The sequence below is a fragment of the Sinorhizobium sp. KGO-5 genome (genome assembly GCF_036245905.1).
GTDB lineage: Bacteria > Pseudomonadota > Alphaproteobacteria > Rhizobiales > Rhizobiaceae > Sinorhizobium > Sinorhizobium meliloti_A.
In genome coordinates, this window is sequence record NZ_BDIZ01000001.1 from 750,507 (window position 1) to 773,109 (window position 22,603).

The 22,603-nt window shown below is 64.7% G+C and carries 21 protein-coding genes; 7 read left to right on the forward strand and 14 right to left on the reverse strand.

From position 1 onward, the window contains the following. Positions 1 to 175: 175 nt before the first annotated feature. The gene (locus tag BHD07_RS03560) at positions 176 to 1,708 is read left to right on the forward strand and encodes a YifB family Mg chelatase-like AAA ATPase (RefSeq protein ID WP_338277707.1); all 1,533 of its coding nucleotides are present in this window, start codon (positions 176 to 178) and stop codon (positions 1,706 to 1,708) included. A gap of 189 nt (positions 1,709 to 1,897) precedes the next feature. Here the strand turns inward: BHD07_RS03560 and cysK are convergent, their stop codons facing one another. Beyond that, entirely contained in the window at positions 1,898 to 2,866 is a 969-nt protein-coding gene (gene cysK / locus BHD07_RS03565) for a cysteine synthase A (protein ID WP_100669799.1), read from the reverse strand. A 137-nt stretch (positions 2,867 to 3,003) separates the two neighbouring features. Further along, on the reverse strand, positions 3,004 to 3,621 hold the full coding sequence (locus tag BHD07_RS03570) for a LysE family translocator (protein WP_100669798.1): 618 nt from the start codon (positions 3,619 to 3,621) through the stop codon (positions 3,004 to 3,006). A gap of 163 nt (positions 3,622 to 3,784) precedes the next feature. Between BHD07_RS03570 and BHD07_RS03575 the strand changes: the two genes are divergently transcribed. After that, the gene (locus BHD07_RS03575) at positions 3,785 to 4,417 is read left to right on the forward strand and encodes a LysE family translocator (protein ID WP_100670034.1); all 633 of its coding nucleotides are present in this window, start codon (positions 3,785 to 3,787) and stop codon (positions 4,415 to 4,417) included. On the opposite strand, the gene BHD07_RS03580 is transcribed toward BHD07_RS03575, so the two are convergent. Next, positions 4,414 to 5,328: a DMT family transporter gene (locus BHD07_RS03580; RefSeq protein ID WP_100669797.1), complete on the reverse strand. Its 915-nt coding sequence runs from the start codon at positions 5,326 to 5,328 to the stop codon at positions 4,414 to 4,416. The genes BHD07_RS03575 and BHD07_RS03580 overlap by 4 nt on opposite strands. A gap of 135 nt (positions 5,329 to 5,463) precedes the next feature. Between BHD07_RS03580 and BHD07_RS03585 the strand changes: the two genes are divergently transcribed. Further along, entirely contained in the window at positions 5,464 to 5,901 is a 438-nt protein-coding gene (locus tag BHD07_RS03585; protein WP_003527801.1) for an Lrp/AsnC family transcriptional regulator, read from the forward strand. On the opposite strand, the gene dut is transcribed toward BHD07_RS03585, so the two are convergent. Next, entirely contained in the window at positions 5,894 to 6,376 is a 483-nt protein-coding gene (gene dut, locus BHD07_RS03590) for a dUTP diphosphatase (RefSeq protein ID WP_100670033.1), read from the reverse strand. The two genes, BHD07_RS03585 and dut, sit on opposite strands and share 8 nt — an antisense overlap. A gap of 98 nt (positions 6,377 to 6,474) precedes the next feature. Here dut and BHD07_RS03595 point away from each other — a divergent pair, with 98 nt between their 5' ends. Then, positions 6,475 to 8,058, forward strand: coding sequence for a peptide chain release factor 3 (locus BHD07_RS03595; RefSeq protein ID WP_018093953.1), 1,584 nt, complete (start codon positions 6,475 to 6,477; stop codon positions 8,056 to 8,058). A gap of 21 nt (positions 8,059 to 8,079) precedes the next feature. On the opposite strand, the gene BHD07_RS03600 is transcribed toward BHD07_RS03595, so the two are convergent. Both BHD07_RS03600 and BHD07_RS03605 read right to left on the reverse strand, forming a co-directional pair. Next, a complete protein-coding gene (locus BHD07_RS03600; protein WP_100669796.1) occupies positions 8,080 to 8,970 on the reverse strand; it encodes a DMT family transporter in 891 nt (296 codons plus the stop codon). Positions 8,971 to 9,054: 84 nt separating this feature from the next. Further along, the gene (locus tag BHD07_RS03605; protein WP_100669795.1) at positions 9,055 to 9,864 is read right to left on the reverse strand and encodes an AraC family transcriptional regulator; all 810 of its coding nucleotides are present in this window, start codon (positions 9,862 to 9,864) and stop codon (positions 9,055 to 9,057) included. A gap of 112 nt (positions 9,865 to 9,976) precedes the next feature. Here BHD07_RS03605 and BHD07_RS03610 point away from each other — a divergent pair, with 112 nt between their 5' ends. Both BHD07_RS03610 and BHD07_RS03615 read left to right on the forward strand, forming a co-directional pair. Beyond that, a complete protein-coding gene (locus tag BHD07_RS03610; RefSeq protein WP_100669794.1) occupies positions 9,977 to 10,501 on the forward strand; it encodes a helix-turn-helix transcriptional regulator in 525 nt (174 codons plus the stop codon). Positions 10,502 to 10,572: 71 nt separating this feature from the next. Further along, positions 10,573 to 11,556: an NAD-dependent epimerase/dehydratase family protein gene (locus tag BHD07_RS03615; RefSeq protein ID WP_100669793.1), complete on the forward strand. Its 984-nt coding sequence runs from the start codon at positions 10,573 to 10,575 to the stop codon at positions 11,554 to 11,556. A 4-nt stretch (positions 11,557 to 11,560) separates the two neighbouring features. Here the strand turns inward: BHD07_RS03615 and BHD07_RS03620 are convergent, their stop codons facing one another. The 7 genes from BHD07_RS03620 to BHD07_RS03650 form a co-directional block, all read right to left on the reverse strand. Then, positions 11,561 to 11,965, reverse strand: coding sequence for a GFA family protein (locus BHD07_RS03620; protein ID WP_018093958.1), 405 nt, complete (start codon positions 11,963 to 11,965; stop codon positions 11,561 to 11,563). Between the two features lie 76 nt (positions 11,966 to 12,041). Beyond that, on the reverse strand, positions 12,042 to 12,842 hold the full coding sequence (gene iolB, locus BHD07_RS03625) for a 5-deoxy-glucuronate isomerase (RefSeq protein WP_100669792.1): 801 nt from the start codon (positions 12,840 to 12,842) through the stop codon (positions 12,042 to 12,044). A gap of 84 nt (positions 12,843 to 12,926) precedes the next feature. Further along, positions 12,927 to 13,826, reverse strand: coding sequence for a myo-inosose-2 dehydratase (gene iolE, locus BHD07_RS03630; protein WP_018093960.1), 900 nt, complete (start codon positions 13,824 to 13,826; stop codon positions 12,927 to 12,929). 243 nt (positions 13,827 to 14,069) lie between these two features. Next, positions 14,070 to 15,923: a 3D-(3,5/4)-trihydroxycyclohexane-1,2-dione acylhydrolase (decyclizing) gene (iolD, locus tag BHD07_RS03635; RefSeq protein ID WP_100669791.1), complete on the reverse strand. Its 1,854-nt coding sequence runs from the start codon at positions 15,921 to 15,923 to the stop codon at positions 14,070 to 14,072. Positions 15,924 to 15,972: 49 nt separating this feature from the next. After that, positions 15,973 to 17,925 (reverse strand): bifunctional 5-dehydro-2-deoxygluconokinase/5-dehydro-2-deoxyphosphogluconate aldolase, encoded by a 1,953-nt coding sequence (locus tag BHD07_RS03640; protein ID WP_100669790.1) that lies wholly within the window; start codon positions 17,923 to 17,925, stop codon positions 15,973 to 15,975. A 119-nt stretch (positions 17,926 to 18,044) separates the two neighbouring features. After that, positions 18,045 to 18,899: a MurR/RpiR family transcriptional regulator gene (locus BHD07_RS03645; RefSeq protein ID WP_100669789.1), complete on the reverse strand. Its 855-nt coding sequence runs from the start codon at positions 18,897 to 18,899 to the stop codon at positions 18,045 to 18,047. Between the two features lie 276 nt (positions 18,900 to 19,175). Beyond that, positions 19,176 to 20,306, reverse strand: a complete 1,131-nt coding sequence (locus BHD07_RS03650; protein ID WP_100669788.1) for a Gfo/Idh/MocA family protein — start codon at positions 20,304 to 20,306, stop codon at positions 19,176 to 19,178. 250 nt (positions 20,307 to 20,556) lie between these two features. On the opposite strand from BHD07_RS03650, the gene BHD07_RS03655 reads away from it, so the two are divergent. After that, complete coding sequence (locus BHD07_RS03655) at positions 20,557 to 21,372, forward strand: class II glutamine amidotransferase (protein WP_100669787.1); 816 nt, start codon at positions 20,557 to 20,559, stop codon at positions 21,370 to 21,372. Here BHD07_RS03655 and coaBC read toward each other — a convergent pair. Further along, complete coding sequence (gene coaBC / locus BHD07_RS03660; RefSeq protein ID WP_100669786.1) at positions 21,364 to 22,569, reverse strand: bifunctional phosphopantothenoylcysteine decarboxylase/phosphopantothenate--cysteine ligase CoaBC; 1,206 nt, start codon at positions 22,567 to 22,569, stop codon at positions 21,364 to 21,366. The two genes, BHD07_RS03655 and coaBC, sit on opposite strands and share 9 nt — an antisense overlap. Positions 22,570 to 22,603 lie beyond the last annotated feature (34 nt).

The window sequence follows — 22,603 nt, forward strand, 5'->3', positions numbered from 1 at the left end:
GGGCCGCCACTTTCGCTCTTGTGTTCTGTCATTGTTCTTGTTTTCAAGCGTATTCCGTGCAAGATTTGCGGTTACAACCGGTTTTGGTTGTGACGGCGTGTGTGGGCCGCCGTGCTTGAGCGGGATTGCGGAGGGACGATGATCCTCCGCGCTCCGCTCGAAATCAGGGGGCAGTATGGTCGCGCGCGTCAGCACGGTTGCGTTTCAGGGTATCGAGGGCGTTCCGGTCGACGTCCAGGTGATGGTTGCACCCGGCAAGGTCGGTATGCAGATCGTCGGACTGCCGGACAAGGCGGTGGCCGAAAGCCGCGAGCGCGTCCAGGCGGCGCTTCATGCATCGGGACTGGCGCTTCCCGCCAAGCGGGTGACCGTCAATCTGGCGCCGGCGGACCTACCGAAAGAAGGAAGCCATTTCGATCTCGCCATCGCGCTCGGCCTGATGGCGGCGCTCGGCGCTGTGCCTGCGGACGCGCTGTCCGGCTATGTCGTTATCGGCGAACTCAATCTCGACGGCACCATCGCAGCCGTCGCCGGCGCGCTGCCGGCGGCGATCGGCGCGAATGCGCTCGGCAAGGGGCTGATCTGCCCGGCGGAAAGCGGGCCAGAGGCGGCCTGGGCCGGATCGGAGATCGATATTCTCGCCCCGCGCAGCCTGATCGCCATCGCCAATCATTTCCGCGGCACGCAGGTGCTCTCCCGCCCCGAGCCGGCGGTCCGGGCGGCCGCCGAGGGCCTTCCCGATCTTGCCGACATCAAGGGCCAGGAAAGCGCCAAGCGGGCGCTGGAGGTCGCGGCGGCGGGCAATCACAATCTGCTGATGGTCGGCCCGCCCGGGTCGGGCAAGTCGATGCTTGCGGCGCGGCTCCCCTCCATCCTGCCGCCGCTTTCGCCCGCCGAACTGCTCGAAGTCTCGATGATCCATTCGATCGCCGGGCAATTGCCGGGCGGCAAGCTTTCGGACCGCCGGCCCTTCCGCGCGCCGCACCATTCCGCCACCATGGCGGCGCTGATCGGCGGCGGCTTCCGCGCGAAGCCGGGAGAGGCGTCGCTCGCCCATAACGGCGTGCTCTTTCTCGACGAGCTTCCGGAATTTACACCACAGACGCTCGACGCTCTGCGCCAGCCGCTCGAAACCGCCACCTGCATCATCGCGCGGGCCAATCATCGCGTCACCTATCCGGCGGCGATCCAGCTCATTGCCGCCATGAATCCCTGCCGCTGCGGCATGGCCGGCGAGCCGGGCCGGAGCTGCGCCCGCGGGCCGCGCTGCATGGCCGATTATCAGGCGCGGATCTCCGGGCCGCTGATGGATCGCATCGATATCCGCGTCGACGTCCCGGCCGTCAGCGCCGCCGACTTGATCCGCCCCGGCACATCCGAGCCGAGCGCCGCCGTCGCCCGCCGCGTCGCCCGCGCCCGCGAGCTGCAGAGAGACCGCTTCGCCGGCCTCGGTCATCCCGAGCTGACGAGCAACGCCCGCTCATCGACGACGATGATCGAAAAGATCGCCGAGCCCGACGCCGCCGGCCTGCAGCTTCTGCGCGACGCGGCGGAGAAGATGAAATTTTCGGCGCGCGGCTACCACCGGGTGCTGAAGGTCGCCCGCACCCTCGCCGACCTCGACGAGGCGCCGACGGTCGGCCGCATCCATCTCGCCGAAGCGATCTCCTACAGGGTGGCGGGAGAGAGACTGCCCGTCGCCGCGTAGGGGGCCGACGTCGATGGAAAAGCCGTCACCCTATGGGCGGGAGAGGCCGGGCAAAGGGCCGAAAGTTCGATTTGATTTCATTTCGACGGAGGAGAAGGGAGTTGCGGGTTTGCCGCGAGTTCCTTCGCCCCGCCTGCGGGAGAAGGTGGCCGGCAGGCCGATCAGGGGCGCTCGCCGGCACCTCCGGCGCTACGCTCCCAATCCCTCGAACAGCACCGTCGAAAGATACCGTTCGGCAAAGGACGGTATGATCACGACGATATTCTTGCCGGCGTTTTCCCCGCGCTGTCCCACCTCTATCGCCGCCTGGAGCGCGGCACCGGCGGAGATGCCGACCGGCACGCCTTCGAGTCTCGCGACGAGCCGCGCCGCCTCTATGGCCTCGCCGGCATTTACCGTGACGACTTCGTCATAGACGCTCGTGTCGAGGATCGCCGGCGCGAAACCCGCGCCGATACCCTGGATCTTGTGCGGACCCGGGGCGCCGCCGGAAAGGATAGGGGATTCTTCGGGCTCGACGGCGATCACCTTGACCGACGGCTTGCGGGCTTTAAGCACCTGGCCGGCACCGGTGATGGTGCCGCCGGTGCCGATGCCGGACACGAGGATGTCGACTGCGCCTTCCGTGTCGTTCCAGATCTCCTCGGCGGTGGTCGTGCGGTGGATTTCCGGATTGGCCGGGTTTTCGAACTGCTGCGGAATGATCGCGTCGGGCAGCGTCTCGGTGAGTTCCTGGGCCTTGGCGATTGCGCCCTTCATGCCCTTGGCGCCTTCCGTCAGCACCAGTTCGGCGCCGAGAAGCGTCAGCATCTTGCGGCGCTCGACCGACATCGTCTCGGGCATGGTGAGGATCAGCCTGTAGCCCTTGGCGGCCGCGACGAAGGCGAGTGCTATGCCCGTATTGCCCGAAGTCGGCTCTACCAGCGTCGTACGGCCGGGCGTGATCTTCCCTTGCGCCTCGAGCGATTCGATCATCGCGACGCCGATGCGGTCCTTGACGGAGCCGATCGGGTTGAAGAATTCGAGCTTGGCGAGCAGGTTCGCCTTCACGCCCTTTTCCTTGGCGAGCTTGTCCAGCCGCACGATGGGAGTGTCGCCGATCGTCTCGGTTATCGAGGAAAAGACGCGGCCGCGGCCGGGCTTGCGCGCTTCAGGCATAGGTTTCTCCCTTCGTTTTTAAAATTGTCGCTGCGACAATAGGAGCTATGCGCGCTTGCTTCCAGAGCGGGAAAGCCTCGGATCGATGAGGCTGAAGGAAAAAACCGTTGAGAAGCGGCCGGCAGGGGAATCTTTTTTCAGGTCGCGCGGGTCGCAATGTAGGCGGCCGTTCCGGCGAGAATGCCCGCCGCGGCCCGGTTCAGGACCTTCAGCGCCTGCGGCTCTTTCAGGAGCGAGCGGGCGCGGGCCGCAAGCAGCATATAGGGCAGCAGCACGGCAAGAAGCACGAGGAAAGTCGCGACGAGCAGCAGGCCGTAGTCACGGATCCCTATCGAGGCGAGGTCGATCAGCGTCGGAACGAGCGCCACGTAGAAAAGCATCGTCTTCGGATTGCCGAGCGTGACCGTCAGGCCCGAGAGGAAGGAGAGCGCCGCACTCGTCGACTTCCGCGCCTCGATGTTCTGCGACAGGAGCCCTGCCGTCCAGAGCTTCCAGGCGATATAGCCGAGATAGAGCGCTCCGGCGATCTTCACGACCAGAAACGCGGTCGTGAATGTCTGGGCGATGAAGGCGAGCCCGAGAACCACCGCCGTCAGATAGACCATGTCGCCGACGATGAGGCCGAGGCCCATGAAGAAGGTTTCCCGAAACCCCGATCCCAGGGCTCGGGCAACGAGCGCCGTCACGCCCGGGCCGGGAATGATGCCGGCGATGAAGAGAGCGCCGCTATAGGCGAGAAGAGCCGCAAGTGTCACGATCGTTCCTCCTGATAGGGGCAGGTGTACCGCAATCTGCCGCCGAGGAAAATCCGGGTGTCCCCCGCATCTACGCGCAAAAATTGATCGGGTGACAAGAACGGCGTTGCCCTTGGCGGTAGAGCCGTACACTTTCCGGAAAAACATGGGAGACCGGCGCACCATGCCCGAAATTCAGAACCTCCTGGGCTTCGCCCTGATCGCATTCGGCATGGTGCTGACGCCGGGGCCGAACATGATCTATCTGATCTCCCGCTCGATCTGCCAGGGACCGGGGGCGGGACTGATCTCGCTCGGGGGCATAGCCCTCGGCTTCGTCTGTTACATGGTGTCTGCCGCGCTCGGCATTACCGCCCTGCTTCTGGCGGTTCCCTTTGCCTATGACGCCCTTCGTTTCGCAGGTGCACTTTACCTGCTTTACCTTGCCTGGCAGGCCGTTCGTCCCGGCGGCCGCTCGATTTTTCAAGTGCGGGACCTCCCGAAGGATCGCCCGCGCAAGCTCTTCGCAATGGGCCTCTTCACCAGCCTGCTCAATCCGAAGGTGGCCATCCTTTACGTGTCGCTGCTGCCGCAATTCATCCGCCCCGAGGCCGGCAACGTGCTCGCGCAGTCGCTCGTCTTCGGCAGCGTGCAGATCGCGATCAGCGTCAGCGTCAATGCGCTGATCGCGATGACCGCCGGAGCGGTGGCCGCCTTCCTCTCCGGTCGGCCGTCCTTCGTGCTGGTGCAGCGTTGGCTCATGAGCACGGCGCTGGCGGGTCTTGCCATCAGCATGGCCTCGGAGGCCCGGCGTTAGAGGCTTCCTTCCGCCGGACGCTTGGCGGACGATGACGATGGCCGAAGGGTCCAGCCGAGATTGGTGCCCGCGGCAGCGATGAGGATCGCGACCGAGCCCGCGATCTGCACCGGCTGCAGAGCGTGGCCGAACGCGATGCGGTCAACCAGGATCGCGGCCACCGGATAGATGAAGGAAAGGGCGCCGGTGATGTGGGTCGGCAGCTTCTGTATGGCGCCGTAAAGCAGAATATACATGATGCCGGTATGAACCACGCCGACGGTCAGGAGCAGCGTCCACTGGAGCGTTCCCTGCGGCAGCGGCGCGACGAGGGCGAAGGGGGCGAGCATGGCCGCTCCGGTGATGACCTGCACCAGCGCGATCAGATGCGGCGGCGTGCCCTTGAGGAGCTTGGTAACGAGTGCCGCGATTGCGTAGAAGAAGGCGGCGCCGAGCGACAGTGCTATCCCGGTGAGATAGTCGCTGGGCTCATAAGTGCCCGCGGGCTTGGCGAGGACGATCGCGATCATGCCTGCGAAGGAGAGCGAGAGCCAGAGGAGTTTGCTGGCGGTGATCTTCTCTCCGATAAAGAGCGCACCGAGCCCGAGCAGCATGAAGGGCTGCGTGTTGTAGACCATGGTCGCGATGGAGATCGAGGCGCGGGGATAGGCGGCGAAGAGCAGGAGCCAGTTCACGACGATCGCGACGCCGCCCAGAGCGGAAAGAATGATGACCTTCATCCGCAAATGTCTCAGGTCGATGAGGCCGAAGACCGCCGCAAGCGCGGCGAGCGTTGCGGCCCCGAAAACGCAACGCCAGAAGACGACGCCCGAGGCGGGCTGGCCCGACATCAGAACGAACCAGCCGATCGTTCCCGAAATCAGCATCGCCGCCGTCATTTCCGCGCTTCCGCGCCGTATGTCCTTATCCATGGCCTTTTGCTCCATCCATTATGCTGCAAGAATAATGAGCCTGGTGGCGCAGGGATATGGATTTTGAGAGGAAATTATGGGAGGATACCTAACAGATTAAGGCGATAAGGCTAAATTGACTTACGAGGGAGTTGGATGCTGGACGAGCTCGACCGCCGCATTCTCGAAATTCTGGCCGCCAATGCCCGGGTGTCGTTGAAGGAGCTGGCGCAGGAGGCCGGCCTTTCCTCGCCGAGCGCGGCGGAGCGGCTGCGCAAGCTCGAGGAGCGCGGCGTGCTCGATGGTTTCACGATCTCGGTCAATCCGGCGCGTCTCGGCTATCCGCTGCAGGCGATCGTCCGCATCCGGCCGATGCCGGGCATGCTGCATATCGTCGAAAGGCTGATCCAGGAAACGCCCGAATTCATCGAATGCGACAAGGTCACGGGGGACGACTGCTTCATCGCCAAGATGCTGGTGCGCGACATGGCGGAACTCGACACGATCCTCGATCGCATCGCGGAAAAGGCGCAGACGAATACGTCGATCGTCAAATCCTCGCCGGTCAAGCGGCGCCTGCCGCCGCTTATTTAGTTCCGGTCGAGCCGAAGCCGCCGGCCCCGCGCGCCGTCGCCGTCGCGCCATCTGCCTCGCGGATCGCCAGCTGGGTCACCGGGGCGATCACGATCTGGGCGATACGCATGCCGCGCTCGACCGCGAAATCCTCCGCACCGAGATTGACGAGCAGCACCTTCACCTCTCCGCGATAGTCGCTGTCGACGGTGCCCGGCGTGTTGAGGCAGGTGATGCCGTGCTTGAAGGCCAGCCCGGAACGTGGCCGGATCTGGCCTTCATGACCGGCGGGGATCTCGAAGATAAAGCCCGTCGGGACCAATGCGCGCTCTCCCGGCCGGATCGTCATCGGGTCCTCGGCCGGCACGGCCGCGCGCAGGTCCATGCCGGCGGCACCCGTGGTCTCATAGGCCGGCAGGTCGAGACCCTCGCCATGAGGCAGGCGGACGAGGGTGAGGCCAGGGGTCGGGGCAGGACGATTTTCGGGCGTGTGCATGGTCATTCCGTCATAAGCACGGCCGGGCTTGCCGCAGTCAATTGCATATTGGCCCCCGAGCCTGTAAAGGACGCCGCAACTCACAGGATACTCAGATCATGGCCGAAAGCATTGCCGAGGCGGTCTCCCGCCGCCGCACATTTGCGATCATTTCGCACCCGGACGCCGGTAAGACGACGCTCACCGAGAAGCTTCTGCTCTTCGGCGGCGCGATCCAGCTCGCCGGTGAGGTCAAGGCCAAGAAGGACCGCATCCAGACCCGCTCGGACTGGATGAAGATCGAGCGCGAGCGCGGCATCTCCGTCGTCACCTCGGTGATGACCTTCGAATATAACGATACTGTTTTCAACCTGCTCGATACGCCCGGTCACGAGGACTTTGCCGACGACACCTACCGCACGCTGACGGCGGTCGATGCGGCTGTCATGGTGATCGACGCGGCAAAGGGTATCGAGCCGCGCACGCTCAAGCTCTTCGAGGTCTGCCGCCTGCGCGATATCCCGATCATCACCTTCGTCAACAAGATGGACCGCGAAAGCCGCGATCCGTTCGAAATCCTCGACGAGGTCGAGCAGAAGCTGGCGCTCGACTGCGCGCCGGTCACCTGGCCGATCGGCCGCTCCAAGACTTTCTGCGGCACCTATCATCTTGCCACCGACGAGGTGCGCGGCGCCGACACGCAGGAGCGGCTGACAAAGGTCAACGATCCGGAAATGGCTTCGCACCGTCTGCCCGAGAACGAACGCGACACGTTCATCGAAGAAGCGTCGCTGGCGATCGAGGCCTGCAAGCCCTTCGACCGTAAGGCTTTCCTCGAAGGGCACCTCACGCCGGTGTACTTCGGCTCGGCGCTGCGGAACTTCGGCGTGCGCGACCTGATCAATGGGCTCGCCGACTTCGCGCCGCCGCCGCGGGCCCAGGTTGCCGACATCCGCACCGTCGAGGCGACGGACGACAGAATGACCGCCTTCGTCTTCAAGATCCAGGCGAACATGGACCCGAACCACCGCGACCGCATCGCCTTCGTCCGCGTCTGCTCGGGCAAGCTCGAGCGCGGCATGAAGGCGCGGCTTTCGCGCACCGGCAAGCAGATGGGGCTGACGGCGCCGCAGTTCTTCTTCGCCTCGCAGCGCCAGCTCGCCGATACGGCTTTCGCCGGCGACGTCGTCGGCATCCCGAACCACGGCACGCTCAGGATCGGCGATACGCTGACCGAGGGCGAGCCGCTCGTCTTCCAGGGCGTGCCGAACTTCGCACCGGAAATTCTCCGCCGCGTCCGGCTGGAAGATGCGATGAAGGCGAAGAAGCTGAAAGAGGCGCTGCAGCAGATGGCGGAAGAGGGCGTCGTGCAGCTCTTTTCTCCGGACGACGGCGCGCCTGCGATCGTCGGTGTCGTCGGCGCGCTCCAGCTTGACGTGCTCAAGGAACGCCTGCAGGCGGAATACAGTCTGCCGGTCTCCTTCGAGATGTCGCGCTTCTCCATCTGCCGCTGGATCTCCGCCGAGAACCCGGCCGAACTCGAAAAGTTCATCGCGACCCACCGCGGCGACATTGCGCGGGACCTTGACGGGGACCCGGTATACCTGGCGCAGGACGGGTTCTCGCTGCGCTACGAATCGGAGCGCTATCCGGCGGTCAAGATGGTGGCGATCAAGGAGTATCACGTCGCCAAGGCGGCGTGATCGCGCCTGCGCCGGATTCCCCTATCCGGCCCGCTCCGGACCGGCCCTGCGAAGACCGAGGCTCAGCACGGCGATCAGCACGCATGCCATGCCGATCATCTGATTGGCGGTGATCGTCTCGCCGAGAACGGCAGCGGCGAGGAGCAGCGCGGAAACCGGTGCCAAGGCGGTGAAGACCGAGGCCTCGGTGCCGCTCACCTTCTGAAGTCCCGCATACCAGAGCACGAAGCCCCCGACCGTCGGCACGAGCGCGTAATAGGCGACCGCCGCGAGCGCCGGGGCGCCTGTCGCGCCCATCGAAGGAAGTTCTGCAACCGCGAACGGGAGCGCAATGGCACCACCGAAGCCCGTCATCAGCGCCGACAGGCCAAGCGGCGGAAGCGCGACGCTGACGCGCTTGTTAAGCAGGATGAACAGGCCTTCGCAGATGACCGCGCCGAAGATCAGCGCGCTGCCGGCGAGCGAATGCGCGGCGTTTGCATCCGGCCGGAAGACGATCGCGAGAACGCCGGCCGCCGCCAGGCAAACGGCCGCGAACACGGAGCGATGCGGACGCTCGCCGAGAACCATGATGGCGATTGCGGCGGAGACGACGGGGAGCGTCCCGATGATGACGCCGGCATCGGCCGCAGAGGTGAGCTTCAGGCCGGAAATGAGCAGAGTCGTGTAGCCGACGCTGCCGGCGCCTGCCTGAAACAGGAGGATGAGCCAATCGCTCTTCGGCAGCTTGGGCCAGGACGCCCCGGTCGCGCGCATCAGGCCCAGGAAAAGAGGGAAGGCGATGGCAAAACGCAGCGCCGTTGCCGTGAACGGCGGCAGGCCGGCGGCGATGATCTTGCTCGCGATCACGGTGCTGCCGACGAGCACCATGGCGAGCGACAAAAAAACATATCCCTGAACCTGCTTCGACATTCTGCCACCGTTCCCGATTGATGATGGGGGCAGAAAGACCGATCGGCAGCGCGCGGTCTTGTACGAAATTGCAAGGCGGCGAAATCAGTTCACCGCTTGCGCGTAGACACCGGGGGAGAAGCCGTATTTGCGCACGAACACGCGTGTCATGTGGCTCTGGTCCACGAAGCCGCCGGCAGCTGCCGCTTCCGCGAGCGGCGTGCCCCCGGCGATCAGCCGCCGGACGACGTCTATCCGGCGTTGGAGGAGATAGGCATGGGGCGTCAGTCCCGTCGCCTTGGAGAAACCGCGCACGAGCTGGAAGCGGCTCAGGCCGCTCTCGCGGGCGAGGTCCGCGAGCGTAAGCGACGCCAGCGGATCGTCCTCGATAAGGCTCACGGCCGAGGCGACCGACTTCGGCACGCCTGCCGGCGCATCCGGCGAGGCAAGCTGCATCGCCTCCGCGAACAGGGTGACGGCCAGTTCATCCCAGCGAAGCATCGTCTCGGTGCCGTCGGCGGCCGCGGCAGCCGCAAAGATCGCGCCGAAGCGGGCTGCCAGCCCGGTACTTCTGATCACCGGGTCCGAGAATTCGCAATCCGACCTCTTCCCTTCGGTGACGTCATCGACGAGCGAGGCGACCAGCGGCGGATCGAGATAGAGCATCCGCCAGGACCGGCCCGCGTCGCCGATCGGGGCTCCGTCGTGGACCTCACCGGGATTGACGGTGATCACGTCGCCCGCTTCCGCCTCGACGGTTCCGCGGCCGCTCAGCGACGTCTGCGCACCCGCATGGATCAGGCCGATGCCGAACTGCTCGTGCGTATGGCGCGCGAAACTGTGATTCGTCGTCGCTTCCACCACGTCGACGCCGGCGATGCGGCGCGGCAGCATTCTGAAATGCCCTTTCGCCATGTACCGTTCGCTGTCCCGTTCCACGTTGAGCCCTTATGGTGGTATAGCGTTTCCATTCCCTGCCGCCTAGCGCAGGTGGCCGATAGCTTCGCCGGATCAGGAGGAAACCGAGATGCTCTACACGGCACGGACGCTGAAGCGGCTGCGGCTCCTGAACGGCATGAAACAGAGCCATGTGGCGGAGCTCATGCGGGTGACGCAGGCGACGATATCGCGCTGGGAAGCGGGCGTCCTCACACCTTCCGAAAATCAGCAGCAGGCGCTGGAGCGCCTATTCGCCAGGGTGCCCTCAGCCGCCGATGCGGCTCTCAAGCGGCTGGTCGAAAGCTCGAGCGCGAGGGTTCACCTGATCTGCGACCACTCGCACCGGCTGCTGGCTGCTTCGCCCCGGCGGCGGGCGGAGTGGCGGCGGGAAATGGTCGGCGAGCCGATGTTCCGTTATGCCTCGCAGGAGATCCGGAAGGCGGAACGCGATCTCGCGGAGCTCGGCTGGCACGATGGCCGTTTGGCTTTCCTGGCCGTCGAGACCGGGCCCAACGGCCGCGACGACGTTCCCATCTCTGCCGGTCGCGTGCTTTGGGAGCGCATACCACTCGCCGACGGCGCGATGGGCCGGCTGGTCACCGCGATCTCCTGAGCGAACGCATAATTTATGCCTTGCCGGCTTCGCCGCGCTGCGCCTAGCCTCAAGGCAACAAGGAGCGACGCATGACGATACTGGTGACGGGAAGCGCCGGCCATCTGGGTGAGGCATTGATAAGGGTACTGCGCGCGGCCGGCCGCGACGTTCGCGGCATCGACATCAAGAGCTCGCCATTCACCGATGCCGTCGGGTCGATCGCCGACCGCCGCTTCGTCCGTCACGCAATGAAGGACGTGCGCGCAGTCATCCATTCCGCGACCCTGCACAAGCCGCATGTGGCGACGCACGGTTATTGCGAGTTCGTCGATACCAATGTCGCGGGCACGGTCAATCTGCTGGAAGAGGCAGCCGGGGCGGGCGTCGGCGCCTTTGTCTTCACCAGCACCACGAGCGCCTTCGGTTCGGCCCTGACGCCGGCGCCCGGCGAGCCGGCAGCCTGGATCACGGAGGACGTCCAGCCGATCCCGCGCAACATCTATGGTGTGAGCAAAGTCGCAGCGGAGGGATTCTGCGAGCTTTTCGCGCGGCGGCACGGTCTGCCCGCCGTCATTCTCCGGACCTCGCGCTTCTTTCCCGAGGCCGATGACGATGCGGAAATCCGCGGCCGCTTTGAAACGGCCAATGCGCAGGCGAATGAATTGCTCTACCGGCGCGCGGATATCGAGGACGTCGCGAGCGCCCATCTATCGGCCCTCGACCGGGCGATGGAGATCGGCTTTGGTCGTTTCATCGTCTCGGCCCCGACGCCGTTCACACGCGACGATCTCGCCTCTCTGCGGGAGGATGCCCCATCCGTCGTCTTCAGCCGCTTTCCCGAATGCGAGGCGCTTTATGCGCAACGGGGGTGGCGGCTCTTTCCGACGATCGATCGGGTTTATGTGAGTGCGCGCACGACGGCTTGTCTCGGCTGGCGGCCGAAATATGATTTTGCCCATGTGCTGAAATGCCTGCGCCGCGGTGAGGATTTCCGCAGCCCGCTCGCAATCGAGATCGGGTCCAAGGGCTACCACGACACGGTCTTTGCGGATGGGCCCTATCCGGTCGCTTGAACCGTCAATCCCGAGGCAGCCCCGGCAGCTTGCCGATCTCGCCGGACCAGGGCAGCGCGGAGGAACACCAGATCTGCTTGCGTGGTGCAAGTTCGCGCCGCTGATTTATGGTGCCGACGCGGATGCCGATCTCCTCTGCGTCCTCGTCGGTGCCCGTCGTGTAGACCGGCGAGCCGCAATCGGGGCAGAAGAATTGCAGCCGCTTGCGTCCGTTTTCGCCGGTCTTGACGTAAAGCTTCGGCTCGCCGCCCGTCAGCCGGAACGATGATCGCGGCGTGCTGGTGCTGACGCGGTAGGCGGTGCCGGTCAGCCGTTGGCAATCGTTACAATGGCAGATCGTTACGTGCTCCGGATCGATCTCCGCCTCGTAGGTAACGAAGCCGCAATGGCACTGGCCGTCGATATGCATGAAACGCTCCTCGTCGCTTGCTTCGGCAAGATACGATAGGGCGAAGGCTCCATTCGTCCAGTGCGACGTCCGCGGGTCAGACGCCGGTGAACAGCCACTCGTGTTCCCTCGCATTGTGGAACTTCCAGATCCGCTTCGGCCCCGCCATGACGTTGAGATAATAGGAATCGTAGCCGTGGACCGCAGCCACCGGATGGTAGCCCCTCGGTACCAGCGTCACGTCGCCATCCTCCACCGCCATGGCCTCGTCCAGCGAACGGTCGTCGGTATAGACGCGCTGCATTGCAAAACCCTGCGGCGGGTTGAGGCGGTGGTAATAGGTCTCCTCGAGATAGCTTTCGGCCGGCAGGTTGTCCTGGTCGTGTTTGTGCGGCGGGTAGGAGGAGGTGTGGCCGCCCGGCGTGATCACCTCGACGACCAGCAGCGACTGCGCCGATTCGTCGTCTTCCGGCATGATGTTGGTGACGTAGCGTGTGTTGGTGCCCCGGCCGCGCGTCATCTGCGGGTGCGTGCCCGGGCGGATGATTTTCGCCTCGAAGCCTTCCCCGCCCGGCGCGGAGCAGACGGCGAGGTCGAGATCCGTGGTCGCTTCGGCCTGCCAGCTGCTGCCCCTCGGCACATAGACCGCATAGGGCTGGCCCTCGAAAGGCGTCATGCGCTCGCCGAGCTCGCCGAAGTCCTCGCCATCGACCGAAACCCTGGCTTTTCCGCTGACGAGTACCAGGCAGAGTTCCTTCTCGCCCGCTTCGCCGCCGGTCGTCTCGCTGGGCCGCAGCCGATGGAGGGCGAAACCGACATAGGTCCAGCCGGCACTTTCCGGCGTGATCTCCTGCATCAGGCCGGATTGCGCTTTCGGTTTGATGAGCAGTTTGGACATTCGGCGGTCTCCTGATCTCGCGTCTGTAGGTCTGCCCCTCTCCATAGCCCTCTGGAAGGGAGGCGGCAGCCGGGTGAGGGGCGTCTACGCGTCGAGCCCCGCTTCCTTCGCAAAGGCCTTCAGCGACTTCAGCCCGAGCGATTGGTACTCGAACGGATTGCGCACGGCCGAGTCCTGCTCGGCCTCGATGACCAGCCAGCCATCATAGCCGTGCTGGGCGGCGATCTTCAGAACCGGCAGGAAGTCGACGCCCCCTTCCGCATCGCCCGGAACGGTAAAGACGCCGCGTCGCACACCCTCGAGGAAGGACAGACCTTCGCTTTCGACCACCGCGCGGACCGCCGGGCGGACGTTCTTGCAATGAATGTGGCGGACCCGGTCCATATATCTCCGCGCCACGTCCGCCGGGTCGGAACCGCCGAACCAGGCATGGCCGGTGTCGAGCAGCAGTTTGGTCGCCGGACCGGTGTTCCGCATCAGGAGGTCGATCTCCTCGCCGGTCTGGACGATTGTGCCCATGTGGTGGTGGTAGACCAGATCGATGCCCTGGCCGGCGCAATATTGGGCGATTGCCTCGAGGTCGGCGCCGAATTTCTCCCACTTGTCCGCCGGCAGAACCGGCTTGTCCTTCACGAGCGACTTGGAATCGTCGCCGTGAATGGCGTTCGAGGTTTCGCAGACGATCGCCACCCGGCAGCCATTATGCTTCAGAAGGTCGAGATGCGGCTGGATAGCCTTCTTCTCCGCTTCGACATCATGGGTGAGGAGGTTGGTCGAGTGCCAGCCCGAGACGAAGACGAGATCGTAACTTGAGAGCTTCTGCTTCAGCGCTTCGGGGTCGGACGGCATCTTGTGGCCCTTCTCGATGCCGTCGAAGCCGATCTTCTTGCAATCGGAGAGGCAGTCCTCGAGCGTCAGATGCGCGCCGATCGAATGGTCGTCGTCATTGCTCCAGGCGATCGGGTTGGTTCCGTAACGGATCATGTGTTTTGCTTTCTGCTGCGTGGTCTGTTTGGGGCAGTCGGTTCGTAGTTTCGTTTTTGGTGCGCCGAGGATGCCGCAGTGTGGCCCCTCATCCGCCTGCCGGCATCTTCTCCCCGCGTGCGGGGAGAAGGGACAAGCCGCGCTGTCCCCGCCCCAACCCGCAAGCCACGGCTGACCGCCGGGCACGTCCCCTCTCCCCGCCCTGCGCGGAGAGGGTTAGGGGCCGCTGGCCGGACGCCAGCGTCAACCAAACCGCTGGGCCTGGAGGGCCTTCTCGTAGCCTTCGCGGGCGGCCTTCACCTGGTCTCGGTCCGAAACCTCCGGTACCGCGACGTCCCACCAGTGCCCGCCGGCCTCCGTTGTGATCAGCGGATCGGTATCGATGACGATGACGGTCGTGCGCGCCTCGTCGGCGGTCTCCGCGAGCGCAGCTTCGAGCTCGGGGATCGAGCCGACCTTGCGGGTCACGGCGCCCATGGCGGCGGCGTGCGCGGCGAAGTCGATCCGAGGCAGCTCCACATGATGGGTGTCCTTCAGCAGATTGTTGAAGTTGGCGCCGCCCGTTCCCATCTGCAGCCGGTTGATGCAACCATAGCCGGCATTGTCGAGCAGCACGACGGTGAATTTGGCGCCGAGCATGACGGAAGAGGCGATCTCCGAGTTCAGCATCATGTAGCTGCCGTCGCCCACCATGACGATCACGTCGCTATCGGGCTTGGCAAGCTTTACGCCCAGACCGCCGGCCACTTCGTAGCCCATGGTCGAAAAGCCGTATTCCATGTGATAGCCGCCCGGCTCCTCCGCCTGCCACAGTTTGTGCAGCTCGCCCGGAAGGCCCCCGGCGGCGCAGACGAGCGTCGTTTGCCTGCCGCCGCGGGCGCGCTGGACGGCGCCGATGACCTGAGCGTCGGAGGGAAGTGCGGCATTGGTGGTGGCGGTCGCCCTCTCGGCTTCAGCAAGCCACTCGGCCTTGCCCGCTTTTGCCCTCTCGGTCCAGGCTGTATCGGCCTTGTGGCTGCCGAGACCGCCGGAAATGCGGTTGAGGCCGGCCCGCGCGTCGGCAATCAGCGGCTGTCCCTGGTGCTTGCCGGCGTCGAACGCCTGGACGTTGAGGCCGATGATCTTCAGCGCCTCGTTTTTGAAGAGCGCCCAGGAACCGGTGGTGAAATCCTGCAGCCGTGAGCCGACGGCGAGCACGACATCGGCCTCTTCCGCCAATGCGTTGGAGGCGGACGTGCCGGTGACGCCGATGGAACCCATATTCAGCGGATGCGAATGCGGCAGAGCGGACTTGCCGGCCTGGGTCTCCATGACCGGAATGCCGTGTTTCTCGGCGAACGCAGCGAGTTCGGCGCTCGCTTCCGAGTAGAGCACGCCGCCACCGGCGATGATGATCGGCTTCTTCGCGGATCTGAGCGCCTCGATTGCCGATGCCAGCTCGTCGAGATCAGGCTCGATGCGGCGCGGAACCCAGACCTTCTCGTCGAAGAAGGATTCCGGATAGTCGTAGGCTTCCGCCTGCACGTCCTGGCAGAGCGATAGCGTCACCGGCCCGCATTCGGCAGGATCGGTCAGGACCTGCATGGCGCGGCGGAGCGCCGGGATGATCTGCTCGGGCCGGGTGATGCGATCGAAATACCGCGAGACGGGCTTGAAGCAGTCATTCGCCGAGATCGTGCCGTCCCCGAAACTCTCCACCTGCTGCAGCACCGGATCGGGCCTGCGGTTGGCGAAGACGTCGCCCGGAAGGAGGAGAATCGGCAGTCGATTGACATGCGCCAGCGCGGCCGAGGTCACCATGTTGAGCGCGCCCGGGCCGATCGAGGTGGTGCAGGCCATGAAGCGGCGGCGGAAGCTCGCCTTGGCGAAGGCGATCGCCGCATTCGCCATGCCCTGTTCGTTCTGAGCGCGGTAGGTCGGGAGCGTTTCGCGAACGCCGTAAAGCGCTTCGCCGACGCCGGCGACATTGCCATGGCCGAAGATCGCGAAGACGCCGCCGAAGATCGGCACGCGCTCGCCGTCGATGATCGTCATCTGCCGGGTCAGGAACCGCGCCACGGCCTGTGCCATGGTCAGGCGCACGGTTTTCTGGCTCATTTGTTTCCTCCTCGCGGCCGCATCCTCGCGCCGCCTTTGTATTTGACCGCTACGCCGCCTTGGTCTCACCCAATTGCAGCCAGAGATCGACGAGCGCCTTGAACTTCGCCGCCATGTCGGAGACTGCCTGCTCGTCGGTCATCCTGCCGGAAAGCCAGGCCTTGGCGGCGTCGGCGAAGATCGTCCGGCCGACGGCAAATCCCTTGACCGTCTTCGACATTCTGGCGGCGGCGAAACCGTCTTTCAACACCTCATAGGGTGCTTCCAGGCCGAGGAGCACCACGCCCCGGCAAAGCGGATCGCGCGCCTCGATCACGGCGTCGATCGCAGCCCAGGCGGCGCGGCTCGCTTGCGGCTCGAGCTTCCACCAGTCCGGCTTCAAGCCGGCATCATAGAGCTCCTCCAGCGCCCGTGGAATGGTCCGGTCGTCGAGTGTCCCGTGCTTGCCGGCGATGATCTCGATCAGGATCTCGCGCCCGACCTTGCGCGCCGCCTCGAAGGCCGAACGCAACTTTGCGACCTGAGCGGCCTTGAGTTCGGCCGGATCGTCGGGATGGTAGAAGGAAAGCACCTTGATGCAGTGGTCGACCGGCCAGTCGACGAGGCGGCTGCCGAGGTCCTGGCTGAATTCGAAGGTAAGCGGCCGTGATCCCGGAAGCTCGATCGGCTTGCCGATCCAGAAGTCGCGATGGGCGCCGGCGGCATAGAGCGCATCGCGGCCGTATTTGTCGTCGATCAGCATGCCGAAGCCGGAGCGGCCTTGAGCCACCTCTGCCGCAGCCCTGACGGCAAGCACCTTGAAGGCCGGGATGCGCGAGAGCAGTTCCGGATTTCCCTCCGCAATGTCCTCGAGCTGACTGCGATGGTCGACGGCGAGCGCCATCAGGAGCGGGATGTCGCGCCGGCGCGTCGTCGCCCAGTGCACGTGGTTGATCGCCTCGTCCTTGCGCAGCGCCTTCTCCTTGCTGCCGTGCTCGAGGAAATATTGCAGTTCGGTCCAGGTCGGGATTTCCGGCGCGCAGAGCAGGCGCGAGACCGCGAAGGCGCCGCAGGCATTGGCCCAGGTAGCGGACGTCGCGTGCGGCTCGCCGGTGAGCCAGCCGCGCAGAAAGCCTGACATGAAAGCGTCGCCGGCGCCCAGAACGTTATAGACTTCGATTGGAAAACCCTTGCCGACGATACCGTCTTCGAGATCGTCCGAGATCGGTCCATCATAGACGATGCAGCCCATCGGTCCGCGTTTGAGCACGATCGTGGCTTCGGAGAGGGAGCGGATGGTCTTGAGTGCCGCGAGGAGGTCGCTTTCGCCCGACGCGATCAGCACCTCTTCCTCGGTGCCGACAATCAGGTCGCAATACCCGAGCACGGTCCTCAGATGCGCCGAAACGCGGTCCGAGGCGATGTAGCGGCTCTCGCCCGCATCGTGACCCGCAAGACCCCATAGATTAGGGCGGTAATCGATGTCGAAGACGATCCTGGCGCCGCTTTCCTTGGCGATCCTCATCGCCTTGCGCTGGGCGGCGTCCGCATTCGGTTTGGCAAAATGCGTGCCGGTGACGAGGACCGCGCGCGCGGAACCGATGAAGTCCTCCGAAATATCGTCCTCGCAAAGCGCGTTGTCGGCGCAATTGTCGCGATAGAAAAGGAGCGGGAAGGATTTGTCGTTCTCAACGGAGAGGATCGCAAGTGCGGTCAGCCGCTCCGGGTCGGTGACGATGCCGCGCGTCTCCACGCCTTCGCGCTGAAGCTGCTCGCGGATGAAGCGGCCCATCTGTTCGTCGCCGACGCGCGTCAGGAGCGCCGATTTCAGGCCGAGGCGCGCTGTGCCCACGGAAATGTTGCAGGGGCAGCCGCCGACCGATTTGGCGAAGCTCGCCACGTCTTCGAGCCGCGTGCCGATCTGCTGTCCGTAGAGGTCGACCGAAGCTCTGCCGATCGTGATGAGGTCGAGGGGCTTGGCACCCGCACCTGATGGAACTTGGGCCGACGAAATCTGGCTCACTGCTTCCTCCCCGCGGACGCCGGACCGGCGCCGACAAATCTGCCTATGCCATGGGTGACGAGCATATGAAACATAAATTCCGTTGTTTCGTCAATATGGAATTTCCGTTCTATATTGACTCACTCGCCCTCGGCGATGCGGCGCCGTTTCTCGGCGATTGCGACGGTCAGCGCCATGGCGAAGGCCATGCTGGCGGAGAGCGAACGGAAGCCGGCATGATCGGCCTCGACCAGTTCGAACCAGACCCTGGAGGATTCGGCGAGCGGCGAGAAGGCGGAGTCGGTCAGCGAGACAACGGGTACCTTGCGGTTGGCGAGCAAGCGCGCCTGGCTGGCGCTTTCCGACGCGTAGGGCGAGAAGCTGACGGCAAAGGCGGCATCCTCCTTTGTCGCCATAGCCAGCATGTCCTCGTCGATCCCCGCGGCCGTTCCGACATGCTGATACTTCACCTTCAGCTTGCCGAAAGCATAGGCCATGTAGCTGGAAATCGGATAGGAGCGCCGCTTGGCGATGAGATAGATCGTGTTCGCCTTGGCGAGAATGCCGACGGCGCGCTCGAATGCCTCCGGATCGACCGAGGTCGCGATGTTGTCGAGCGAGCGATGGGCGGCCGCAACGAAGCCGTTGAAGATCGATCCGCTTTCGAGCTTGCTGTGATCGTTCTGGCGCAGCGCCTTCAGCCGTTCCTCGTAGCCGGGCGTACGCTCCCGCAGGCGTGCGCGAAAAATCTGCTGCAGGCTCGAAAAGCCTTCGAAGCCGAAGTGCTGGGCGAAGCGCACGAGCGTCGAGGGCTGGACGTCGGCCGAAGTCGCAATACTCGCCGCCGTCCCGAAGGCGATCTCGTCCGGATTGTCGAGCGAGTAGGCGGCCACCTGTTTCAGCCGTTTCGGCAGCTGCGCCTTGCGCTCGAGGATAACCGCCTTCAGCGTTTCGAAATCCTGCGGGACATCGGCAATCGTTTCAGGCGTGGGCATCGTTCGGGCCTCCGGCTCGTTCTCGTCGTTTGCCTCAGTTTAATCGACTAACCATTGCAGCGATAGAATGGACGTTCCATTTTGGTTCCTTATCCAGCGGGAAGTATGCATGCCCGCATCGCCTCAGGCTTGTCTCCCGCAGGCGGGGCGAAGGAAACTCGCGGCGCTACCTTCGCAACCATGACCGCCCGCAAACCATCGGGCACGTCCCCTCTCCCACGCGCGGGGAGAGGGTAAGGGTGAGGGGCAAAGACAGCAGCGAGTCGGACGCCGAGATCAGCCAATCTCCACCCAATCGTTCGTCCTTGCGGAGTGATAGGTTGCGGAAAGGACCTTCTGGACTTCGTAGCCCTCGCGGAAATCGGTCGAGGTCTTACCGCCCTTGGCGATCGCTTCCAGGAACTCGTTGGCCTCGATCGCCTTCAGCTCGTTGAAGCCGATCTGGTGGCCCGGTGCCACGCAGAAAGCTCCGTAGGGCGGATGCTCCGGTCCCGCCCAGATCGTCCGGAAGCCGCGGCTCCTGATGTCGTCGCCGGCGGAGTAGACCCTGATCTCGTTCAGCCGCTCCTGGGTGAAGACGATGCTTCCCTTGGAGCCGTAAATCTCGAAATCGTGCTGCATCTTGCGGCCGGTCGCGATCCAGCTCGCTTCGAAGCTTCCGCTCGCGCCGCTCTCGAAACGGACGAAGGCCCTCGTGACGTCGTCGACCTCGACCGTCCGGGTCTCTGTGGCGCCGCGCGTGACAGGGCGCTGCGGAACGTGGATGACGGTCTCTGCCAGTACGGACCGGATCGGCCCGACGAGATGGCGCATGCAGGCGATAATGTGGCTGCCGATGTCGGCGAGCGCACCGCCGCCGCTACGCGGGTCCAGCCGCCAACCCCACGGAACGCTCTCATCAGCCATGAAATCTTCCGCATGAATGCCGCGAAACGACCGTATTTCGCCGATCTCGCCGCTTTCGATAATGTCCCTGGCGAGAAAAATGAGCGGGTTCTTGAGATAGTTGAAGCCGACCTGGGTGACGACGCCGGCCCTTTGCGCGGCGGCGACCATCTCGGCGCAGTCGGCGACAGTCGGTGCCAGCGGCTTTTCGCAATAGACGTGCTTGCCGTGTGCAATCGCAGCGAGCGCCATTTCCTTGTGCAGGAGGTTCGGCGTGGTGATGTCGATGATGTCGATCTCGGGATCGGTCAGAAGTTCGCGCCAGTCGGCCGTCGCCTTGCGGAAGCCGAGTTGTCCGCGGGCCGCCTCCGCGCCCTCCTGCGTCACGTCCGCGACGGATACGAGATCCAGCTCGAAGGGCAGGCCGAAGACTCGTGACGCAATCGTGAACCCAAGGGCATGCGCCTTGCCCATGAAGCCCGTCCCGATCAGGCCAATGCCCAGCCTGCGCTTGCCGCTCATCTCGTTTCTCCCGGGCCAAGCCCTGTCTGTGCTCGGCGAAATGAAATGAAATGCGCGCGAATTGTCAATATGGAATATTTGTTCGAAAATCCGGTCCCGCGTGCCTGATGGAACAGGGCGTGTCCGCCCGGTCCGCTATGCTTGGGCAGAATGTGTTAACGCATTTTTACCATGTTGCGTTGAAACATCACTGGTGACGGTGGTGGACGAATCGCTTTCATATGGCGGGGCGAAATCGGAGTGATCGAGCATGTGCCGTTGGGCAGCCTATCGCGGAGAGCCGCTTTATCTCGAAGAACTCGTGACGTCGCCCAAGCATTCCCTGATCGAGCAATCCCATTGCGCCGTCAGGGCGAAAACGGCGACCAATGGCGACGGCTTCGGAATAGCGTGGTACGGCGACCGTCCTGAGCCGGGCCGCTACCGGGACATCCTGCCCGCCTGGTCGGATTGCAATCTCAAGAGCATTGCCAGGCAGATTCGCTCTCCGCTGTTCCTCGCCCATGTTCGCGCGGCCACCGGCGGCGGCACGCGCCGCGACAATTGCCATCCCTTCGTCTTCGGCCGCTGGTCCTTCATGCATAATGGGCAGATCGGCGATTTCGAGCATTTGCGGCGGCCGATGGAGACCATGCTCGACAACGAGCTCTATTCGGCGCGCAGCGGCACGACGGATTCGGAGCTGCTCTTCCTGCTTGCCCTGCAGTTCGGTCTCGACCGTGATCCCCTCGGTGCCGTTGCCGAGGCGCTCGCCTTCGTCGAGCGGCTTGCCGAACGCCTGGGACGCCCGGCACTCGTGCGCTTCACGGCGGCCTTCTCCGACGGCCGCGATCTTTATGCGGTCCGCTATGCCACGGATTGGAAAGCTCCCACGCTCTATGCAGGTCCGATGGGGTCGAGTGGCGGCTATTGCCTCGTCTCCGAGCCGCTCAATGACGATGACAGCGCCTGGGTGGAGGTTCCGGACGGATCCGCGATCATCGTCGGGGAAAACGGCGTCGACGTTCGCCTTTTCGGGACGGCCGACCTGGCAATAGCGCCCACCTCCGGCCTGTCCTCAGGATGAAAGCTTCGCCGCGATCAGCGCGGCGAGCTTCGCCGCGACATCGTCCTTGCCCATTTCCGGCCATTCCTCGGTACCGTCACGGCCGATCAGCTTAACCCGATTGCGGTCGCCGCCCATGATGCCGGTTGCGGGCGAAACGTCGTTGGCCAGAATGTAATCGGCCCCCTTCTTCTGGAGCTTGGCGCGGCCGTTCTCGGCGACGTTCTCGGTCTCGGCGGCAAAGCCAATCACGAGCTTAGGCCGCGATGCGTGGTGGCCGACGGTCTTCAGGATATCGGGATTCTCTGCAAGCTGCAGCGGAGGAGGGGCCTCGCCCGGCCGCTTCTTGATCTTGTTGCCGGCGGCCAATGCGACGCGCCAGTCGGCAACGGCTGCCACCATGACGGCCACATCGGCCGGCAGCGCGGCCAACACCGCATCGCGCATCTCCTCGGCGCGCTCGACCCGTACGACGCGGACGCCGGCGGGGTCCGCGATCGTCACCGGCCCGGAAACGAGCGTGACCTCGGCGCCGAGCCGCGCCAGTGCTGCGGCGATCGCGTGGCCCTGCTTGCCGGACGACCGGTTGGCGATGTAGCGCACCGGATCGATCGGCTCGTGCGTCGGTCCGGATGTGACGATGGCCTTGCGACCGGCGAGCGGGCCTGCTCCGTTGAAAAATTCCTCGACCGCCGCGACGATCTCCAGAGCTTCGGCCATGCGGCCTTCCCCTGCCTCGCCGCTCTCGGCCATTTCGCCGGTGGCAGGTCCGACGAAGCGGACGCCGTCGCCGGCGAGCGTCGCGCGGTTGCGGTGCGTGGCCGGGTGCGACCACATCCTCGGGTTCATCGCCGGCGCGAGCAGCACCGGCCGGTCGGTCGCCAGGAGCACCGTCGAGGCGAGGTCGTCGGCGTGACCGTGCGCCATCTTTGCAATCAGGTCGGCCGTTGCCGGGGCCACGACCACGAGATCGCAATGCCGCGCCAGCCGGATGTGACCGACATCCTGCTCGTCCTCGCGCGAGAAAAGCTCCGTGAAAACGTGAGAGGCCGAAAGCGCGCCGACGGTCAGCGGCGTGACGAAACGCTGCGCCGCCGCCGTCATCACCGGGCGCACGTCGGCACCGCGCTCGCGCAGGCGGCGGATCAGGTCGAGGCTCTTATAGGCCGCGATTCCGCCGGCTATGATGAGAAGAATGCGCTTGCCCGACAGTGTCATTCCGCTTCGGCTCCAGCCGCTCCCGTTCGTTTCC

What these genes read in the sequence shown, in the direction of transcription:
- BHD07_RS03560 (WP_338277707.1), top strand. Translation starts at nt 176, where the DNA reads ATGGTCGCGCGCGTCAGCACGGTTGCGTTTCAGGGTATCGAGGGCGTT.
- cysK (WP_100669799.1), bottom strand. Translation starts at nt 2,866, where the DNA reads ATGCCTGAAGCGCGCAAGCCCGGCCGCGGCCGCGTCTTTTCCTCGATA.
- BHD07_RS03575 (WP_100670034.1), top strand. Translation starts at nt 3,785, where the DNA reads ATGCCCGAAATTCAGAACCTCCTGGGCTTCGCCCTGATCGCATTCGGC.
- BHD07_RS03580 (WP_100669797.1), bottom strand. Translation starts at nt 5,328, where the DNA reads ATGGATAAGGACATACGGCGCGGAAGCGCGGAAATGACGGCGGCGATG.
- BHD07_RS03585 (WP_003527801.1), top strand. Translation starts at nt 5,464, where the DNA reads ATGCTGGACGAGCTCGACCGCCGCATTCTCGAAATTCTGGCCGCCAAT.
- dut (WP_100670033.1), bottom strand. Translation starts at nt 6,376, where the DNA reads ATGCACACGCCCGAAAATCGTCCTGCCCCGACCCCTGGCCTCACCCTC.
- BHD07_RS03595 (WP_018093953.1), top strand. Translation starts at nt 6,475, where the DNA reads ATGGCCGAAAGCATTGCCGAGGCGGTCTCCCGCCGCCGCACATTTGCG.
- BHD07_RS03600 (WP_100669796.1), bottom strand. Translation starts at nt 8,970, where the DNA reads ATGTCGAAGCAGGTTCAGGGATATGTTTTTTTGTCGCTCGCCATGGTG.
- BHD07_RS03605 (WP_100669795.1), bottom strand. Translation starts at nt 9,864, where the DNA reads ATGGCGAAAGGGCATTTCAGAATGCTGCCGCGCCGCATCGCCGGCGTC.
- BHD07_RS03610 (WP_100669794.1), top strand. Translation starts at nt 9,977, where the DNA reads ATGCTCTACACGGCACGGACGCTGAAGCGGCTGCGGCTCCTGAACGGC.
- BHD07_RS03615 (WP_100669793.1), top strand. Translation starts at nt 10,573, where the DNA reads ATGACGATACTGGTGACGGGAAGCGCCGGCCATCTGGGTGAGGCATTG.
- BHD07_RS03620 (WP_018093958.1), bottom strand. Translation starts at nt 11,965, where the DNA reads ATGCATATCGACGGCCAGTGCCATTGCGGCTTCGTTACCTACGAGGCG.
- iolB (WP_100669792.1), bottom strand. Translation starts at nt 12,842, where the DNA reads ATGTCCAAACTGCTCATCAAACCGAAAGCGCAATCCGGCCTGATGCAG.
- iolE (WP_018093960.1), bottom strand. Translation starts at nt 13,826, where the DNA reads ATGATCCGTTACGGAACCAACCCGATCGCCTGGAGCAATGACGACGAC.
- iolD (WP_100669791.1), bottom strand. Translation starts at nt 15,923, where the DNA reads ATGAGCCAGAAAACCGTGCGCCTGACCATGGCACAGGCCGTGGCGCGG.
- BHD07_RS03645 (WP_100669789.1), bottom strand. Translation starts at nt 18,899, where the DNA reads ATGCCCACGCCTGAAACGATTGCCGATGTCCCGCAGGATTTCGAAACG.
- BHD07_RS03650 (WP_100669788.1), bottom strand. Translation starts at nt 20,306, where the DNA reads ATGAGCGGCAAGCGCAGGCTGGGCATTGGCCTGATCGGGACGGGCTTC.
- BHD07_RS03655 (WP_100669787.1), top strand. Translation starts at nt 20,557, where the DNA reads ATGTGCCGTTGGGCAGCCTATCGCGGAGAGCCGCTTTATCTCGAAGAA.
- coaBC (WP_100669786.1), bottom strand. Translation starts at nt 22,569, where the DNA reads ATGACACTGTCGGGCAAGCGCATTCTTCTCATCATAGCCGGCGGAATC.